Source organism: Bacillus sp. FSL K6-0138 (assembly GCF_037982765.1).
Classification (GTDB): Bacteria; Bacillota; Bacilli; order Bacillales; family Bacillaceae; genus Bacillus; species Bacillus glycinifermentans.
In genome coordinates, this window is the sequence record NZ_CP150286.1 from 2,505,423 (window position 1) to 2,522,437 (window position 17,015).

At 39.6% G+C, this 17,015-nt stretch carries 17 protein-coding genes and 2 pseudogenes; 5 read left to right on the forward strand and 14 right to left on the reverse strand.

Annotated elements, in window-relative coordinates; genetic code table 11:
• Positions 1-8 precede the first annotated feature (8 nt).
• The 7 genes from MHB78_RS13235 to MHB78_RS13265 form a co-directional block, all read right to left on the reverse strand.
• Complete coding sequence (locus MHB78_RS13235) at positions 9-497, reverse strand: cation:proton antiporter regulatory subunit (protein ID WP_046132783.1); 489 nt, start codon at positions 495-497, stop codon at positions 9-11.
• Positions 498-1,250: 753 nt separating this feature from the next.
• Positions 1,251-1,466, reverse strand: coding sequence for a hypothetical protein (locus tag MHB78_RS13240; protein ID WP_046132781.1), 216 nt, complete (start codon positions 1,464-1,466; stop codon positions 1,251-1,253).
• 77 nt (positions 1,467-1,543) lie between these two features.
• Positions 1,544-2,803 (reverse strand): MFS transporter, encoded by a 1,260-nt coding sequence (locus tag MHB78_RS13245; protein ID WP_046132780.1) that lies wholly within the window; start codon positions 2,801-2,803, stop codon positions 1,544-1,546.
• A gap of 788 nt (positions 2,804-3,591) precedes the next feature.
• On the reverse strand, positions 3,592-4,023 hold the full coding sequence (locus MHB78_RS13250) for a YrhA family protein (RefSeq protein ID WP_046132779.1): 432 nt from the start codon (positions 4,021-4,023) through the stop codon (positions 3,592-3,594).
• 1,221 nt (positions 4,024-5,244) lie between these two features.
• Positions 5,245-5,901 (reverse strand): tetratricopeptide repeat protein, encoded by a 657-nt coding sequence (locus tag MHB78_RS13255; RefSeq protein WP_315956876.1) that lies wholly within the window; start codon positions 5,899-5,901, stop codon positions 5,245-5,247.
• Positions 5,864-6,406: a hypothetical protein gene (locus tag MHB78_RS13260; protein WP_315956877.1), complete on the reverse strand. Its 543-nt coding sequence runs from the start codon at positions 6,404-6,406 to the stop codon at positions 5,864-5,866. Before MHB78_RS13260 ends, MHB78_RS13255 begins: the two co-directional genes overlap by 38 nt.
• Positions 6,407-6,539: 133 nt before the next feature.
• Entirely contained in the window at positions 6,540-6,890 is a 351-nt protein-coding gene (locus tag MHB78_RS13265; protein ID WP_046132778.1) for a hypothetical protein, read from the reverse strand.
• A gap of 304 nt (positions 6,891-7,194) precedes the next feature.
• On the opposite strand from MHB78_RS13265, the gene MHB78_RS13270 reads away from it, so the two are divergent.
• Positions 7,195-7,635, forward strand: coding sequence for a hypothetical protein (locus tag MHB78_RS13270; RefSeq protein ID WP_231947462.1), 441 nt, complete (start codon positions 7,195-7,197; stop codon positions 7,633-7,635).
• Positions 7,636-7,647: 12 nt separating this feature from the next.
• Here the strand turns inward: MHB78_RS13270 and MHB78_RS13275 are convergent, their stop codons facing one another.
• Positions 7,648-7,956: a hypothetical protein gene (locus tag MHB78_RS13275; protein WP_046132777.1), complete on the reverse strand. Its 309-nt coding sequence runs from the start codon at positions 7,954-7,956 to the stop codon at positions 7,648-7,650.
• Positions 7,957-8,087: 131 nt separating this feature from the next.
• On the opposite strand from MHB78_RS13275, the gene MHB78_RS13280 reads away from it, so the two are divergent.
• Positions 8,088-8,294: a hypothetical protein gene (locus MHB78_RS13280; RefSeq protein WP_046132776.1), complete on the forward strand. Its 207-nt coding sequence runs from the start codon at positions 8,088-8,090 to the stop codon at positions 8,292-8,294.
• A 306-nt stretch (positions 8,295-8,600) separates the two neighbouring features.
• Here the strand turns inward: MHB78_RS13280 and MHB78_RS13285 are convergent.
• Positions 8,601-8,976 (reverse strand): annotated as a pseudogene (locus tag MHB78_RS13285) (hypothetical protein).
• On the opposite strand from MHB78_RS13285, the pseudogene MHB78_RS13290 reads away from it, so the two are divergent.
• From MHB78_RS13290 to MHB78_RS13300, 3 genes and pseudogenes are all read left to right on the forward strand, one after another.
• A pseudogene (locus MHB78_RS13290) lies at positions 8,975-9,066 on the forward strand (hypothetical protein); the annotation flags it as partial. The pseudogenes MHB78_RS13285 and MHB78_RS13290 sit on opposite strands and share 2 nt — an antisense overlap.
• A 156-nt stretch (positions 9,067-9,222) precedes the next feature.
• Entirely contained in the window at positions 9,223-9,864 is a 642-nt protein-coding gene (gene xynA / locus MHB78_RS13295) for an endo-1,4-beta-xylanase XynA (RefSeq protein WP_046132775.1), read from the forward strand.
• A 1,668-nt stretch (positions 9,865-11,532) separates the two neighbouring features.
• Positions 11,533-11,802 carry a hypothetical protein gene (locus MHB78_RS13300; RefSeq protein ID WP_046132773.1) on the forward strand — a complete coding sequence of 90 codons (270 nt, stop codon included), beginning with the start codon at positions 11,533-11,535 and terminating at the stop codon, positions 11,800-11,802.
• Between the two features lie 202 nt (positions 11,803-12,004).
• Here the strand turns inward: MHB78_RS13300 and MHB78_RS13305 are convergent, their stop codons facing one another.
• The 5 genes from MHB78_RS13305 to hflX all read right to left on the reverse strand — a co-directional run bounded on the left by MHB78_RS13305 (position 12,005) and on the right by hflX (position 16,925).
• The gene (locus MHB78_RS13305; RefSeq protein ID WP_157759334.1) at positions 12,005-12,142 is read right to left on the reverse strand and encodes a hypothetical protein; all 138 of its coding nucleotides are present in this window, start codon (positions 12,140-12,142) and stop codon (positions 12,005-12,007) included.
• A gap of 333 nt (positions 12,143-12,475) precedes the next feature.
• Positions 12,476-13,810, reverse strand: coding sequence for a type I glutamate--ammonia ligase (gene glnA / locus MHB78_RS13310; RefSeq protein WP_046132772.1), 1,335 nt, complete (start codon positions 13,808-13,810; stop codon positions 12,476-12,478).
• Between the two features lie 56 nt (positions 13,811-13,866).
• Entirely contained in the window at positions 13,867-14,274 is a 408-nt protein-coding gene (locus MHB78_RS13315) for a MerR family transcriptional regulator (protein ID WP_046132771.1), read from the reverse strand.
• Between the two features lie 103 nt (positions 14,275-14,377).
• Positions 14,378-15,643, reverse strand: a complete 1,266-nt coding sequence (locus tag MHB78_RS13320; RefSeq protein WP_046132904.1) for an aminotransferase class I/II-fold pyridoxal phosphate-dependent enzyme — start codon at positions 15,641-15,643, stop codon at positions 14,378-14,380.
• Positions 15,644-15,662: 19 nt separating this feature from the next.
• Positions 15,663-16,925, reverse strand: a complete 1,263-nt coding sequence (hflX, locus tag MHB78_RS13325; protein ID WP_046132770.1) for a GTPase HflX — start codon at positions 16,923-16,925, stop codon at positions 15,663-15,665.
• Between the last annotated feature and the right edge of the window lie 90 nt (positions 16,926-17,015).

Below are 17,015 nucleotides of genomic sequence, written 5' to 3' on the forward strand. Positions count from 1 at the left end.
TCCACTCCTTAGGTTGATAACAGCTTTTTGATTAATTCTTTGATCTGCTGTCTTTCCCCTGAAACAACTAATGTATCACCAGCTTCAATAACTGTATCCGACCCCGGATTAAGCGACTTTTTGATGTTCTTTTTCTTAATCGCGATGACAGTAACTCCAAAGTTATTTCTGATATCAATTTCACCAATGGTTTTATTTACAGCGGGTGCATTGGGTTCTACTTGATACCATTCAATGATTGTATCGTCAAAAGCAAAGTCTACGGTTTCCAAAGCTTGGGGTTTATACGCCATGCCGCCTAATATACTTGCAATTTTTCTGGCTTCAGAATCGTTAAATGTAGCACTAACCAGAACCTCTTCATGATCGTCAGCATCAAAATGATAAATTTCTCTCCGGCCGTCATCATGGATTACAATAACCAACTTATCCTGATTTTTTGTAATGATCTCAAACTTATATCCGATTCCCGGAAGTTCGCTTTCTCGAATATTCATTTCATTTTCCTCCTCTGAAAACAATAGTGGATTAGGGATGTTCTAAAGATTGATATCAATTCCGCATTCCCTCCATCATTATACTTTCCAGGACATTTGAGCGGCTGAGAAGGGGCGAGCGATGAAACTATTTTTGAAAGAAACGGTAACTCGTTCCCGATTGCCCCTTCCCAAATAAAATTTATATATGAAAAAAAGATGATGAAATCATTCCGAATCATTTTCTCAGACCAAAATTCCACATATTGTTTTATAAACCTTCTTAATCCATGTAACTCAATACCATTATAGTATTGTTTTATAACATTTCAAATGCCAAATATTATGTAATTAGCCGACACTTGTTTAAAAAGCTTTTGACTCCCTCCGTTTAATGCGATATTCTCATGAATGCGCGATTATTCGCAGGATTTCATAAAAATATATTGATTTAATGGGTAATTGCAGAAGGATTCAGGAACTAAATTGCATGCCAAAAGAACCTGGTTGTACTCCTTTTATCATTTGAGCTCAATATTAGATGTCGCAAATGAGGATCGCAAAATTTGTTGAAATGGTCACAATCAAATTTGCAAATTCAATTTCCAGCAAAAAAAGACCTCCCCTTGTGCAATTTAAAAGGTCAGTCTATCGTTTAATTATATGCTCATTGAAAGCTTTGTTGTAATAACAAGGATGTTTAAAAATCAAGTTTTAACTCTACTCCTATGAAACACAATATAAAACTGCAAAAATCAATAATTTAGATTTCATTTAGAAAACCTCCCCTTCGAATTTTTTTCGTGATGCAATAGCTTTACGATAAAATTCATTTGCACCTAAAATGTCACCTTGTTTTTCAGATAAAACATCACCTATACAAATTCCGTACCCCTCCATATCAGGATATAGCTTTTTCTCTTCGAAATACTTAAATGCTTCTCTTTCCCAAATGATTTCAAGGTAAACAAAATCGATCTTTTTGAACACAAATATTTCCCACAAATGACACTATATGTTCCACTGTATCCAATCGACTGAAAATTAAGAATCCAAAACTTATATAATTATAATTTCAAACTGTCTTCTTTAGCCTGCGACAAGTCTGATCGTTGAGTTTTGCAAAGTTTTGTGAAAATCAATATGCCGATCCCGGCTATGATTTCAACCAATCCTCCAAAAGCGATTACTTTGCCTGCTCCAAAAACAGTTGCAGCATACCCAGCTAATAAAGCACCTATAGGAATCATCACATATGAAATCATACGTATAACAGTATAGACTTGAGGTTGATCCTCATCGTCTACTGATATTTGAATAATCGTATGTTCAGGGACATTTATTGCACTAATCGTCGCTCCTAACACAAAAGCCGCAACGAACACTAATAACAATAGAGAATTCATACCAGTTATAAAAAACGCCGTTCCCTCTACAATACCAGCCGTAACAAAAAGCAGACCATAACGATTCACTCTGACCCTAGTTAAGATAAATCCCATCACAAACGCACCGCTGGTAGTCAAAACTCTCACTATAGAGTGAATAATTGCCCCTTGGTTTAAATCTTCCGCTATGTAGACTGCTGCCAATGCTTCCCACGGTGCAGATCCTAAATTCAAAAATACGCAAAAAATGGCCAAAGGAAATAAAATATGATGGCGCCGTACAAGCATAAAGCCTCTCTTTAGCTTGTTTATATATGGCTCATGTGATTGTGCTGCCAGGGCATTCACTCGATTCTTACTAACGTTATATTTAATGAACAGCACCAACATAGCTGATATTATATAGAGCGGCAATATAATGAGCATCGTATGAGCTGCACCAATCAATACAATCAATACACCGCAAAGTGTAACCGCTCCCAGCTTAACTGCTTGCCCCGCAGATTGTATTATCGCATTTGCCTTTTGAATGAGATCATCTTTCACAATTTTCGGAATTAAAGAAACAGAAGCAGGATCATACGAAGCTCCTGTGGCAGAATGAACCAGCATCAGCAATATGATAAACCATAAAGGAGAAAAACCATTGAAGTAGCATATTGGAATAATGAACATCAATGACGCTCTGGTTAAGTCCGCAAAGAACATCCAGAACTTCAATGTGTTTGTTTTCATTAGTGGAGTAATGATCGGCCCTAAAATTGCCTGGGGAAGAAAACTTACAGCGATTAAAAACGCGGTCCCTATAGCCCCTTTCCCATCCAAGATTAAAAACCATAGAATCGTATTGAATGCTAAACTGTCTGCAGTTATTTTCACCATTTTGGAACAAAAAAGAAAGGTGAAATTTTTTTGCCATACGGTATTGGCGCTATCCATTTTTCTTAAATCCCCCTTGCAAAATCCCTCTTTTTTACATCTTGTATTTTTTAAGCATATCCTATTTTTGGTTTATGGGTCAATGCCAAGCAGAAATTGTTTAAGAAAAATTTAAGTTAAATAGACAATGATGTTTATAACTCTTTCAATATATTCTTGATGTGCAAATTTGAACGCAGACTTCCATTTCTTTGCCTCTCGCTCCTTTATCCCCCCTTCTTTAATTCCTATATATAAAGAGCTTCTTTGTCTCTTATCCTCATAATATTTCAACACGCTCTATATCTTTATTTGATTCAGCTTACTTTATCCTTGTTTCCATTGGATGAATACACAGATCAATAATGATCTTTTTATGAATGGCATTTTCAAGTTCCTTCGGAATAATCATACTTCCAACACCTTAAAAACAAACTTGCGTTTCCTAAATTTCACATCATTAAATCGTTCTTAAACAAAAAAGCCTTCATTTAGAAGGACTTTGCGGTAATTGTGTTTGTTTTTCTTTTTCTGAGAACATAACGACCACGGTATGTCTTTTACACTTCAGGGCGATATTTCATTAATCCCTGCATAAAAGTCGTCATATCAAGAATTGACATTCCTGTTTCTTTTTGAATCTCATAGCCACATGTTTTACCTTGTTGATTTTGCAATCTTTAAAGCTGCTTCACGATGTTTGTGAGCTTTCGTTCCAGGTTAGGATGAAGCTGAAATAATTGGTGTAGTTGGTTTTTCTGGTTTATTTTTCTCAAACGACTTTGCAATTTCAGCTTTTGGTCAGGGTCTTAAATTAATACACTGGTTATTGCCTCTTCGATCATTTCATTGAAACTTGAAAATTCACCGACTACGTAGCCACTTGGCTTATCCAACTCTACAAAGACGTTCTTATCAATATCTAGGCAGTACCAAGAGATATCAGAGTCTCCAAAAAACAAGTATTCGTTGTCCCATTGGTTTTCGCGCCATATCTCATTAGCAGCAATAATTCCATAGTTATTGTCATCAGCTTGAGTATTGTAGATGATTAAGCCATTAAACTCTAAACCATCCACTTTGTTTAAGAAATCCTCATATTCAGCAACCCAAAGACCATGTCTAATGTTATTAGACACCCAGTCCTTAACCAATTGAATATTCTCTTCGTTTGCAGATATAAAAGTTTTTTGATAGTGGTGTTCAACCTCTTTAATATGCTGCAATAAATCGGAAATCATAAAATCACCTACCAGCTCTTAACATTATTCTTCCTTTTTGACAAGGCTTTTGATAAAGTCTGCAAACAAGTCCGCATGCAAGAAAAAGCACCCTTCTGATGATCTGTATTCATGATCCCAAAAACAAATTTTCCCAATGCCATCTACTTTAGCCTATAGGCTATTTCATTTCCAAAAGGAGAACCTACAATAGGAATAATACCTTCCAGAAAACGATCTGCATAGGTATTTATCTTGTATATGGATCAAGTTCAGTTTCTCCCAAGCCGTAAAAGAACTTCATCACTTGAAATTTATCTTCTGACCATGTGTCTTGCTCTAATGATTTAAAATAAACACCATCTTCACTTATCATTCTTGCACCATATTTCAGTAAAAACTGCTTATAACACAGGGGAATTTAACGTATATTTCTTTTCAATTTCATTATAAACATTCTTATGCTGAACTTACCAGGGCAGTGTCTCTAGGTGATGTTTATGACGACTTTGGAAGCGATTTCTATAATGATCGGTTTTGGCATTTTTAATTCTTGCCTTGTTGTCGTATATAAACAAAAAATAGACTTCCCTTGAGCCCTCACAAAGTTCACAAGGAAAGCCTATTCAAACACAATATTAGAGCCGAGCCCTTGCTGGGCCACTTTGTACTCACTGACTCAACTGCAGTCGGGTCTTTTTTATTTTATAAAATAAAACCAATTTGCAATACTTTTGCTTAATAAAATGTATACTTATATTTCATGTCCCAAGATGCAACACATTTCATTTAATGTAACTAATATAACATTATTATGCAATTTTACAAGTGTCGTTGCTTTACCATTGATTATATTCAATTCATACTTCTTGTCATTTTGCAGTCTTCAGTATTGGCTGTATTTGGTGATTCGCAAAGTGAAATTCAAGAATAAATGTATGCATTACATACTTTTGGTCATACTGAAGAAAGAATGACGGCGGAAACGAAAAGAAACCATCTCCTTACTTATGTTAAAGGGATGGTTTCATTAATAAAATTTTTAATTTTGAGTTTCAATTCTTTCAGCTATTTCAATACTTTTCTGTAACGAAATCCTTCAAACCAATTGTAATTAATATTAAGTTTCAGCCCTTTCCGCGACTTTGATCGTATCATTTTGTTGGCTAACAAGTGAAGCGCCTACCGTAGTTACGAGACCTAATAAAAGAACTGCACAGATGACTAATTTTGATTTCATGGTTAAACTCCCCTTTCAATTTGTCTTTTTGCCTCAATTGCCATTCGATAAAAGTCAGTAGCACCCCAAGCATCTTTTTTGTTCACTAAGCTGTCCGCAATCGACTCACCATAGTGTTCCATGTCAGGATACATATCTTTCGACTCGAAGATCTTGAACGCTTCCCTTACTAATCCTAAGTCCTCGGATAAGAACAGCCCTTTCACCATCTTTAACTTAGCAAGTATTACGTCATTTTTGTATTTTTCGGCAAGTTCCCGTGATCGTCTATAAAATGTTTCAGCCCCCGTAAGGTCTTTTTGTTTTCCCTTAATATAGGCAATGAGGAACAACGTTCTTGCCATAAAATCATGGTTTTCTGGTTTGGTTATTTCAAGTGCTTTAAAAAGATGGGAAACAGACGCGTCCAGTTCTTCCATATTATTATAACATAAACCAATATTAAACAGTGAGGAACGTAATAAATGTCCACGATTCTTTTCTTTTCCGTGAAGTCTTTTGGCTTCATTATAAGCCTCATGCGCCTGTTTCAAGGCTTTGTCGTATTTATAACAATCTGCCAAGTTTCCGAAGATAATGAATTGACATCGTACTTTTTGGACACCGTATGTAGCACTTCCGTCAACCGTCAACTTCCGGCTGGTTTTTAAATATGTCATATGCATGCATCGCATAATTCATTGAAAAATGAGTCTGTTTCATATGATAAAATATTTCTGAAAGTTTAAAATAAAATTCAGCCTTTTCGAGTTCTATATTATCTCTATCTATAGTATCAAGGCATTTTTCTGCTTTTCGGTAATATGTCAACGAGTGTGTAAGCTCTTTTTGTCGGAAATGGTATTCTCCAGTAAAGAAATAATAATAATATTCTAACATTCCATTCAATTCTCTGTTTCCGATGTAGCCCCTGATGTCACCGTAGGTTTCCTTAATGTCTTTGACGGCGTTGGGGTAAATGTAGGCTAGCATAAGTTTATGTCTAAACTCTAATAGAGAGTAATAGATAAGGACATCTTGGTTCTCTTCCATTTGATTTATTTCTTGTTGTATTTCTCTTCTAACTTTCTCCGCGTTACCAATGTCGTTATTCTTAATTCTGCTATACCAAAAATTCATTTTAGTAGCTACTAAATCATAAGGAATTACACTTTCGCTTTGCAACTTTCAAACCCCTTTCCTATATTCTTTTGTTTTCCATATATTAAGAATTATAGCACAACAAGGAAATCTGGTGGTAATGGTTTGTTAGAAAATTTCAAAAGAAAGTGAATATATCGACAAATCAATCGTCTAATTACAGCTCTTTCAATTTGTTCTTCATATGCAGTTTTAAAGCAGCCTTCCAAAACTTTGACTCCCCCCCTCCTTTATCTCCTTCTTTAGTTCTTATATAATAAGGATACTCCACAAACATGTCATCACATACGACAACTTCTTGAATCTTTGTGTTTTCCTTCCTTAGATAGTCTTTCAACCCCTTTTTTATTGAAAAGGGCTTCTTCAACTTCCCCTCATAATATTCAACAAGTTCTGGCTCTTTATTTGATTCGGCTTTCTTCAATCTTGACTCTATTGCATGGATACATAGGTCAATAATCTTTTCATGTACTGAGTTTTCAAGTTCCTTAGAAATAACAGGCTTCACACTCTCAACACCTTCAGATCAAATGTATGTTCCTTATTTATTATGCATTTTTAACCAATTACTAAACAAAAAAACCCTCATTCAGAAGGACTTTCGAAATTGTCATTTTTTTGAATCTCATAACCTCGTATTTCACCTTTGTGATTCCTTAAAATCTTTAATTCTGCCTCACAAAGTTTGTGAGTTTTCGCCCCAGGCTTAGGGTTTCTTTTAGGATGGGTGGCAATTAGTTTTTAAAAGAGCTGTAGGAAGAACTACGAACACAAGACACAGATTCCAGGCAGCACCTCGTTTTTGGGCATTGATGGACTACAGGAGAGAAACCACAGAGGGAGAACATGAAAGGGTAAGCATTTATTCTTCCGATGGAGCCGAATGTTATGAGTTAAGCGAATATGTTGAAGATATTCTCGATGATAAATACAACATGTACACAGAAGAAATGCTTGAAGAGCTTAGAGAACTCTATGACCTGGATGATGAAAGCGAAATGCTGGAATGGATAGCTCCAAATGTTAATGATGAAACTTTTCCGATTTTTGAAATAGAAGAATCATTTATTGTTCCTAACACTATATTTCTGACAAAAAAAGAAGCAAAAGAACATATCAAAAGAAATCGACACCATTACACTAAAAAGGTACATACATACGCTATGACAGCTTGGAGAGCACCAAAAGTTGAGCGCTTAATGAAAATATTAGAGACATTTGATTGGGATTCAGTAAAAGATCTAAGGGATTAAGCGCCCCTTAGATCAATGGCTTAAGTAGACAGTCCCTTTATACTCAACTCGATATCTGCCATCAGGTTGCTTTTCCCAAGTTTTTAAATCCACAGTCAACGTTCCATACCAGCCGTTCTCAGCATATTCGATCTGATATGGAAGCCAATTACGAGCTTCTTCACTAGTATAGTATCTCACAACAGTCATTTCCATTTGATCGGCTTGGATTTGAACATTCTCTTTATTATTCACTGAAGAAGTTGCTGCATGGGATGGAGAGGTAAAAACAATTAAAGACGTAAGCAAAAGCAAACCTGCAAACATTTTTTTAAACTTCATAATTGTCATCTCCTATTCTTGTATTAGGAACACGATGTAATTATATGTAAATTGATATTTGGGAGAAAGGTGCTAAAGAACAGTATTTGCGGAACAAAATAAAATAGTTATTTTATTATGAAGGAGGAATTGTGTTTATCATTCAAAACATCGAAACGGAATTCTTTTTGAAACATAATGGGAGCGGATCATTAGAACACCCATATGTCGAAGTAGCCTGTCCGGGAGATGCAGAAGCTTTCACTACTTCATTGGAACAAGCAAAATATGCAGTTACATGGTATTGCGATATGTTTAAAAAATGGAGAATTATCGATGTATACGAAGGTAAATTGTAGATGCAGAATTAAAATTTGCGAACTTGTTTTTAGAAGACATTATGTAACGGAGAGATTAGACTCTCCAGGATTCGAAGGAAGGGATGCGGAGTTTACCGTGCTTAGTCTTAAATCTGTGCTTAACCTTACATAAAATAGGCTCAATAAATATATATTCATCAGATTCAGACTTTACTTGTTTCATAGAGTGGGCCTTACTTCGTTCTGCATGTGGCATGAATTCCATAAACTCAGCTGCAGTTCCATCGGGATTGGATAGAAGGAATTTTATATCTTTTTTGGTGTGCCGGCAATAAGAACTTCGGTTTAATCATAATTGATCACTTTCAGCCAATTATGAGAACGTTTATTAATTTCATAAGGGGCGTCAGCTTTCTTGAGCACGATTCCCTCTAAATTTTTTTCTTTGGCAAAGGCAAGTAAGCTAGTCCGTTTCCTTGAATTCTTCGATAACAAAGACATTAGGATGATTCAGTTCAAGTAAATTCAGAACTGTCTTACCCACAGTGAGCGGCTTAGAGGCAATTGACTGACCGTCTTTGTAGATAACATCGAAGACACAGTAGACAATCTTATGAGCTGACTTTTTGGACATGAAACGTTCCATTACGGCTTCAAAGTCAGGAGCACCACCTGAGGCAGCTACAATGATTTCACAATCTCTAATGTATATCTCCTTTATACGAAATAGTTTGAATGGTGATTAAATACAGATATTACTCCATCAGATTTAGAAACAAGAATTGTGATTCTACGAAAAAAGGATAAGGCTATGGTAGGAACAAGACAACTTATAATGCAATTTTTTAGTTCTTTGTAATTAAATTACAGATACTCTTAATATTCACTCATGACTTCGTGGTATTATATTGAAGGGGACGATCCTACCTCATGTCAAAGTCAGAAAAAATATTATAGGAGGTAACATATGTTTAAGTTTAAAAAGAATTTCTTAGTTGGATTAACGGCAGCTTTAATGAGCATTAGCTTGTTTTCGGCAACCGCCTCTGCAGCTAGCACAGACTACTGGCAAAATTGGACTGATGGGGGCGGAATAGTAAACGCTGTAAATGGGTCTGGCGGGAATTACAGTGTTAATTGGTCTAATACCGGAAATTTCGTTGTTGGTAAAGGTTGGACTACAGGTTCGCCATCTAGGACAATAAACTATAATGCCGGAGTTTGGGCGCCGAATGGCAATGGATATTTGACTTTATATGGTTGGACGAGATCACCTCTCATAGAATACTATGTAGTGGATTCATGGGGTACTTATAGACCTACTGGAACGTATAAAGGTACTGTAAAAAGTGATGGGGGTACATATGACATATATACAACTACACGTTATAACGCACCTTCCATTGAGGGCCCAAAAACTACTTTTACGCAGTACTGGAGTGTTCGCCAGTCGAAGAGACCAACTGGAAGCAACGCTAAAATCACTTTCAGCAATCATGTTAAAGCATGGAAGAGTCATGGAATGAATCTGGGTAGTATTTGGTCTTACCAAGTCTTAGCGACAGAGGGATATCAAAGTAGTGGAAGTTCTAACGTAACAGTGTGGTAACAGATCGTCATTAATCAGGGGTAGCTAACGGGCTGCTGATCGTTCCTTGAGAAATTTTATAATCATTGTTATTGTGAGTTACTAAGAGGCGACGGTCTTTCAGTTGAAATTCCAATATACCCCTCTCGTATGGTAAATGATTATTAAAATCGTTAGAAATGGTTAAAGGCCGTTTTCCGCCAGGCGAACGGCCTTGGCATTGCTGGACCCTTCGGTAAATTAAAGTATCTTCTATAATCTTTTGTCTGATCAACGACAGTTGCTTTGCCATTAACGAAGCCAAGAACTTCTATGCCATACATCCCTCCTGAACCATAATTTTTCAAGAACCATTTATAACTCGTCGGAAAATTCAATTGAAGATTCTCTTCCAGTTCAGAAATGATCCCCTCACTTATACCACCTGTAAAGTCGTCGGCATCCGCTCTCCCTTTTCACCTTCCACAACAAAACTCCGTGAACTTCGCCGCAAGGCTCGCATTTTGATTCCATCCAGATCATCTCCTAAAATAAAAAACGCCCTCCCTTTTGGGAAAGCGTCATAATATATACACTGACCGTTAATCGTCGATTGGAATTATCGTAAATAAGTACGGTTAGTTATAGGTGCTTGAAGTATTTTTTCAGTCTCAACCGTTTTTTCTTCGAATTCTAAAATGAGTTTATTCAGAATTTCTTTGTAGAGCTTGTTCCCTATCATCAGTTCCTGCCCACTCTTTGATAGATTTCTTCAATCTCTGCAATAATGTCATTTATTTTTGAAATTTTATATGAAAATGGATGTTGCTTAGAGGTTTTTGCAAATATCGGGTCATTCCTGCTGATTAAATAAAAAATAAACGTTAACACCCAATAAAGTAAAGAATAAAAAATATATTAAATAACAGAAAGAGTGTAATCTCAATAACTTCACCGATTTGAGTATCCGAATTCAACTTGATAAGGAAATGACGCATCTCCCATTATTTCTTGATAAGTAAATTTCATCGTTGAAACACGCATATAAATTCCCCCTCTTTATCCCCCCGAATATCGGAAAAATGTCGGGATTCTCTCGATGAAAAAGCACTCAGATAATTCCGAGTGCTGTTGCTATACGGCAGATTGCCCGCTGCTTTATTTCATAATAGGTGTCCTTTTTCATGCCGAGCTCCATATATATTAATGTCTTTCACCCTGGCAGCCGTCAGGTATTTCTTTTCGATGATCACACGTTCCTCATCACCAAGCTGTTTTGTAAAGCCCGTTCCATCTGCTTGACCTTAAGCTTATGAATCCCGGAGAGAAGGGGAAATATTAATGCCGGCAGACGGCTTTTTCGTCCACATCATCGAGAAAATATGGCTGTTCCTTTGACATCCTTTCCCTTCATTCGTCATTTTTCTTTTCCCATTCCTCGATCTGTTATTCAGCAACCTCCATCCAGAGTATCGAGCGGCAAAAATGACGATCCATAAAATCAGATATATCATGATTGACCTTCGACTTTCCTCTACCATCACAAAATTCATTGCTGATCATGAATCGTGGCTCCCTTTGTCATTCAGCCATCTTTTAACTGCGTCTTATTTTCTGAATGTTAACAAATTTTTAACATTTATTAACAAGGATATTTTTAACATAAAGCGAATCTTTTAAGTGCATCAAAAAACTAAAGGAGTGGTTAACATGAGTTTCAAAAAAGTATTAACTGGTTCGGCTTTATCACTTGCTTTACTCTTTTCTACAGCTCCTGCCTTTGCTGCAAGCCTTACTGATACGCATTCTGCAGAAAATACAACGAAGGAAGCTTCTGCTTTAGATACCCTAGTTGTTCGTGGATTACCTTCTGACCCAGATCCGGGACCAACAATTACTATAGGAAGTAAAACATATTATTTAGACAGGGTTACTTTTTATCCTGATGGATCCTATATTGCCTACTATTCGACCCGTTAATATGGTGGGAGGCTCATAGCCTCCTCTTCCCTAGCCTCATTACTCCTAATCACTTCAAACAAAACCGCAATCGCTCAGCTGTATTGACAATGAACTATGTTTAATCTATCTGTTCAAGGTTACTTCATTCCCCTTGAATTTTATTCCCTTATTCCGCCATCCCCAATTAATATGACAATGTTCCAAAGTATTCAAACAGCTTCTAATCAATTATTTTTATGCAAGACCTTAAACCTTGTTTTTTCATGAATAAAATAAATTTTCGCTCTTTGCCTATGCAGGCTAATTCCCTAATAAAAACGATGGTCACAATTTCACCCATCACATCATCAAAATTCATTTAATAATAACAACCTCCTGGATGACTTCAACAAACGTTTCGACCTCTTTTCCCCAAAGGCCGACGCTCTATGATATCGAAAAACTCTTCAACGTCATGCTCGCAGATCCCCCAGCTGTTAGGATCATCTGCGGGGCCATACACAGTGATCCATTTTGCTTGAATCGTTCAGATCCCATTACGCGCGTGTAAAATGACACAGAATGAGTTTACAAGTGAGTCCAGCAAAGAATGCCTTCGAGAAGTCTTCTGAAGTATTGATGGGCTTTTCTTATAATTTCTTTGAACCAAAACAAAACCCCCTGACACCACTGGTGCCAAGGGGTTTTAAAATTAATACTGAGACATATACTGCTCGCGCTCCCAAGGATGGACTTGTGTGCGGAACATATCCCATTCGATTTCTTTTGCTTCGACGAAGTGTTCGAATAGATGGTCGCCGAGGGCTTTGACCATGACTTCGTTTGATTTGAATTCTTCCAGAGCGTCTGCAAGAGTTGCCGGAAGGTCGACGATTCCGTTTTCGAGGCGCTCTTCTTTGCTCATGACATAGATGTTGCGGTCGATCGGAGCCGGTGCTTCCAGTTTGTTTTTGATGCCGTCAAGGCCTGCTGCAAGCAGTACGCTCAAGGCAAGGTACGGGTTTGCAGAAGGGTCTACGCTTCTTACTTCTACACGGGTGCTGATACCGCGGGAAGCCGGGATGCGGATTAACGGGCTTCTGTTTTGGGCGCTCCATGCTACATAGCAAGGTGCTTCATAGCCTGGAACAAGGCGTTTGTATGAGTTTACCGTCGGGTTTGTTACGGCTGTAAAGCTTGTTGCGTGCTTCACGATGCCGGCGATAAATTGTCTTGCAGTCTCACTCAGCTGAAGGTCAGCGTCTTTGTCAAAGAAGGCGTTGACGCCGTTTCGGAAGAGTGATAGATTGCAGTGCATGCCTGATCCGTTAACGCCGAATAATGGTTTTGGCATAAATGTCGCATGCAGGCCGTGTTTGCGAGCGATCGTTTTGACGACAAGCTTGAATGTTTGGATGTCGTCACAAGCGCGAACGGCGCCGGCGTATTTGAAGTCGATTTCGTGCTGCCCAGGAGCGACTTCATGGTGGGACGCTTCGATTTCAAAGCCCATTTCTTCGAGCTCAAGGACGATGTCGCGGCGGCAGTTTTCGCCGAGGTCAGTCGGAGCAAGGTCAAAGTATCCGCCTTTGTCGTTCAGTTCGAGCGTAGGCTCGCCTTTTTCGTCAAGCTTGAACAGGAAGAATTCCGGTTCTGGTCCAAGGTTGAAATCTGAGAAGCCCATGTCTTCCATTTCTTTCAAAATGCGTTTCAGGTTGTTGCGCGGATCACCTTCGAACGGTGTGCCGTCCGGATTGTAGATGTCGCAAATAAAGCGGGCTACTTTACCTTTTTCGGCTGTCCAAGGGAAAATGACAAAAGTGTCCAGGTCAGGGTATAAGTACATATCTGATTCTTCGATGCGTACGAATCCTTCGATTGAAGAGCCGTCGAACATGACTTTATTATCAAGTGCTTTTTCCAGCTGGCTCACAGGAATTTCAACGTTTTTGATCGTTCCAAGAATGTCGGTAAACTGAAGGCGAATATATTTGACGTTCTCCTCGTTTACTAGTTTAACAATGTCGTCTCTTGTATACTTTGCCATTCGTAAAACTCCTCCTCTAAAAGGTAAATGTATATAGCAATGCAGTTGCTAACGAATTAATGAAAAAACCTGGACATGTCTCCCTGGCGGAATGTCGTCCCTCTTTGGAAACGGCCTGCTTGAATGAGTTCGTTTTTCAGCAGCTGTCTCAATTCTTCATCTGACAAATCGTGCTTTTCGGCTTTTTTCGGTTTGTCTTGTTTCTCATGTTTTTGTTCGTTTTCCGTTTTGGCGAAAATTTTCTTGATTCCCGCCATGTTTACACCTTGATCGATCAAATCTTTAATCTCGAGCAGCTTATCTACATCCTGAAATGAAAATAGGCGTCTGTTCCCTTCGCTTCTCGCGGGAGATACCAGTCCATTTTCCTCATAATACCGAATTTGTCTTGCCGATAATTCGGTGAGCTGCATCACGATTCCAATGGGAAATAAGGGCATTGAGCGGCGAATTTTATCACTCATCTCAATTTCCTCCTTTTCTTATATAAATTCATTATATGTGATGTTATAAAATGTGTCAACACGATGTTAGGATTCTTTACATCAATTTTGTTGCTCATTTTTTTCAGATTAATTGCTTTTCCATTAAGGCATCGACGGCGCTGCAAATCGCATTTTTGACGTGGGCATAGGTTAAGCCGCCTTGCACGTAGGCGATATATGGCGGCCGTATAGGGCCATCAGCTGATAATTCAATGCTTGCCCCTTGTATAAACGTGCCGGCAGCCATAATGACGTCGTCTTCATATCCGGGCATATAGCTCGGATATGGCGTCACATGGGCATTGACGGGTGAAGCGTACTGAATCGCCTGACAGAAGGCGATCATTTGTTCAGATCCGGAAAATTCGACGGACTGGATCAAGTCGGTGCGTTTCGCATCCCATGAAGGGTTTGAACGAAAGCCGAGCTTTTCAAGGAAGCGGGCGGTAAACACTGCTCCTTTTAACGCCTGGGAGACAACGTGCGGCGCAAGGAAGAAGCCCTGGTACATCTCTTGCAGCGAATAAAGCGATGCTCCGGCTTCCCTGCCGATTCCCGGGGATGTCATTCTGTATGAGCACGCTTTCACCCATTGTTCTTTTCCGACGATATACCCTCCCGTTTTGGCCAGTCCGCCTCCGGGATTTTTAATAAGCGAGCCGGCCATCAGATCGGCTCCGACGTGGCAAGGCTCTCGGTCTTCGACAAACTCGCCGTAGCAGTTGTCGACAAAGACGATGATGTCTTCATTTATGCCTTTTACAAACCGAATCATTTCTTCAATCTCGTCAATCGTAAAAGAAGGCCGGTTGGCATAGCCCTTTGAACGCTGTATCCCGACTGCCTTTGTCCGGGGCGTAATCGCAGATGCAACCCGGTCAAAATTGACGGTTCCCTGCTCTGTCAATTCGATGTGGCTGTAGCCGATGTTGAAATCCTTCAGCGAACCCGAATGTTCTTCGCCTCTCACGCCGACGATTTCTTCGAGCGTATCGTACGGTTTTCCTGTGATATAAAGGAGTTCGTCTCCAGGGCGGAGAACGCCGAATAAAGCGATCGATATCGCATGGGTCCCCGAGATGATCTGCGGCCTTACAAGCCCCGCTTCACCGCCGAATACATCGGCGTAGACGGCTTCAAGCGTATCGCGGCCGATATCGTCATAGCCGTAGCCTGTCGAAGGCGTAAAATGGGTGTCTGACACTCTATGCTTTCGGTAGCTTTCCAGCACCCTCCATTCGTTCCGTTCGCTTGTTTCGTCGATTTTTTTGTGGACGGCCGCGATGTCTTTTTCGGTTTCGATTGCTGTTTTTTTCAATAAATCTCCGTGTTTTAATGTCTCAAACATGTTTTGCAAGTGTCCTTTCTTACATAAACTTCTTAAGCTCTCCCAATATGTTCTGTTCGGGAAGGATAAAGCCTTCCACATCGTATACTTCCCGTTCTTCCTGAAAGGCGGTGTTTTGCACCAATGTTTCCGATTTCACCTTTGATAGGAGCCTGCCTTCTGAGGCGGGAATGTGCACCGTATACGGAATGAGCAGCTCTTTTTTGATATAGGACTCTACCGCCTGTTTAAACAGCGGCAAGTCCCCTCTGATCTTGGCGCTTAGCATGATATGGCCCTTTCCGGATGATGGGATGAAGTCCGGCCGTTTTTGATCCCTTTTGTTGTAGATCGTGAGCACAGGGATATCATCTGCTTCAAGCTCTTTGAGAAGACGCTTGACCGTAGCTTCGTGTCCTTCATAATCTTCGTGTGAAGAATCGATCATATGAAGAATCAAATCGGCTTCTTTCACTTCTTCCAATGTTGACCGGAATGCAGCGATTAACGTTGTCGGCAGATCCTGAATAAATCCGACCGTATCCGATAACAGCACACTGTAGCCGCTCGGCAGCGTCATTTTTCTCGTCATCGGATCAAGCGTCGCAAACAGCAGGTTTTCTTCGTAGCTGTCAGCGTCCGTCAAAAGGTTGAACCACGTCGATTTTCCCGCATTTGTATAGCCGACGAGGGCGATCTGCAAGACGCCGTTTTTCTTTCTTCTCTCTCTGTATCTGCTTCTATGGCGGATAACGGTTGAGAGCTGAACATCGATTTCGTGAATCCGGTTTCTGATGTGGCGCCGATCGGTTTCAAGCTTTGTTTCCCCCGGGCCTCTCGTGCCGATACCGCCCCCCTGCCTTGACAGGCTGATCCCCTGTCCGCTTAACCGCGGGAGCGCATACTGAAGCTGGGCCAGCTCGATTTGCAGCTTCCCTTCCCTCGTTCTGGCCCGTTTCGCAAAAATGTCGAGAATTAATTGCGTCCGGTCGATGATTTTCACGTCGAGACTCGCGGCAAGCGCTTTGAGCTGGCTCGGCGACAATTCATCATTAAAAATCACAACGTCTGGCGACAGTTCTTCACAGAGCGCCTCCAGTTCATCTACTTTTCCTTTTCCGATATATGTAGCAGCGTCCGCTCGGTTCCGCTTTTGCGTAACGGTGGAGACGACCGTCCCGTCAGCCGTTTTCGTCAACGCGGCGAGCTCTTCCATCGAATAGGCGAAGCGCTCGTCAGAGACGTGCGGAAGCTGGCATCCGACTAATATGGCCTTTTCTTTTATGACATCCTGTCCATTCAAATGATCATGTTCCTTTCTAAAACATAGTCAATAAACAGTACTATCATAACAAACGTAGGGAGAGGTTGCCAGAACTCCTTGAAAATAAAA

Excerpts from the sequence above, each read along its gene's own strand:
- xynA (WP_046132775.1), top strand. The coding sequence starts at position 9,223 with ATGTTTAAGTTTAAAAAGAATTTCTTAGTTGGATTAACGGCAGCTTTA.
- MHB78_RS13275 (WP_046132777.1), bottom strand. The coding sequence starts at position 7,956 with ATGAAGTTTAAAAAAATGTTTGCAGGTTTGCTTTTGCTTACGTCTTTA.
- MHB78_RS13235 (WP_046132783.1), bottom strand. The coding sequence starts at position 497 with ATGAATATTCGAGAAAGCGAACTTCCGGGAATCGGATATAAGTTTGAG.
- MHB78_RS13250 (WP_046132779.1), bottom strand. The coding sequence starts at position 4,023 with ATGATTTCCGATTTATTGCAGCATATTAAAGAGGTTGAACACCACTAT.
- glnA (WP_046132772.1), bottom strand. The coding sequence starts at position 13,810 with ATGGCAAAGTATACAAGAGACGACATTGTTAAACTAGTAAACGAGGAG.
- MHB78_RS13245 (WP_046132780.1), bottom strand. The coding sequence starts at position 2,803 with ATGGATAGCGCCAATACCGTATGGCAAAAAAATTTCACCTTTCTTTTT.
- MHB78_RS13255 (WP_315956876.1), bottom strand. The coding sequence starts at position 5,901 with ATGACATATTTAAAAACCAGCCGGAAGTTGACGGTTGACGGAAGTGCT.
- MHB78_RS13300 (WP_046132773.1), top strand. The coding sequence starts at position 11,533 with ATGAGTTTCAAAAAAGTATTAACTGGTTCGGCTTTATCACTTGCTTTA.
- MHB78_RS13270 (WP_231947462.1), top strand. The coding sequence starts at position 7,195 with ATGGACTACAGGAGAGAAACCACAGAGGGAGAACATGAAAGGGTAAGC.
- MHB78_RS13315 (WP_046132771.1), bottom strand. The coding sequence starts at position 14,274 with ATGAGTGATAAAATTCGCCGCTCAATGCCCTTATTTCCCATTGGAATC.
- MHB78_RS13305 (WP_157759334.1), bottom strand. The coding sequence starts at position 12,142 with ATGAATTTTGATGATGTGATGGGTGAAATTGTGACCATCGTTTTTATT.
- MHB78_RS13320 (WP_046132904.1), bottom strand. The coding sequence starts at position 15,643 with ATGTTTGAGACATTAAAACACGGAGATTTATTGAAAAAAACAGCAATC.